Source organism: Microvirga antarctica, from assembly GCF_017921815.1.
GTDB lineage: Bacteria > Pseudomonadota > Alphaproteobacteria > Rhizobiales > Beijerinckiaceae > Microvirga > Microvirga antarctica.
Genome location: NZ_JAGEMM010000072.1, coordinates 1 through 291, shown reverse-complemented (window position 1 = coordinate 291; position 291 = coordinate 1). Strand labels below are relative to the sequence as shown.

General features: G+C 55.3%; 1 protein-coding gene. It reads right to left on the bottom strand.

The genetic code is table 11. From position 1 onward, the window contains the following. Positions 1-291, bottom strand: a 291-nt coding sequence (locus J4G32_RS20905) for an Hsp70 family protein (protein WP_210497593.1), incomplete at both ends; no start/stop codon positions are given.

Below are 291 nucleotides of genomic sequence, written 5' to 3'. Positions count from 1 at the left end.
GGTCTGACCGCCGACGAGGATCACGTCGTTGATATCAGACACGGACAGGCCAGCGTCCTGCAGTGCGACTTTCAGCGGCTCGATAGAACGGTTCACCAGATCTTCAACCAGGCTTTCCAGTTTTGCACGAGTCACTTTGATGTTCATGTGTTTCGGACCGGTAGCATCTGCGGTAATGTACGGCAGGTTCACGTCGGTCTGCTGCGCAGAAGACAGCTCGATTTTGGCTTTTTCTGCGGCTTCTTTCAGGCGCTGCATGGCCAGCGGATCGTTACGCAGGTCAATGCCCTG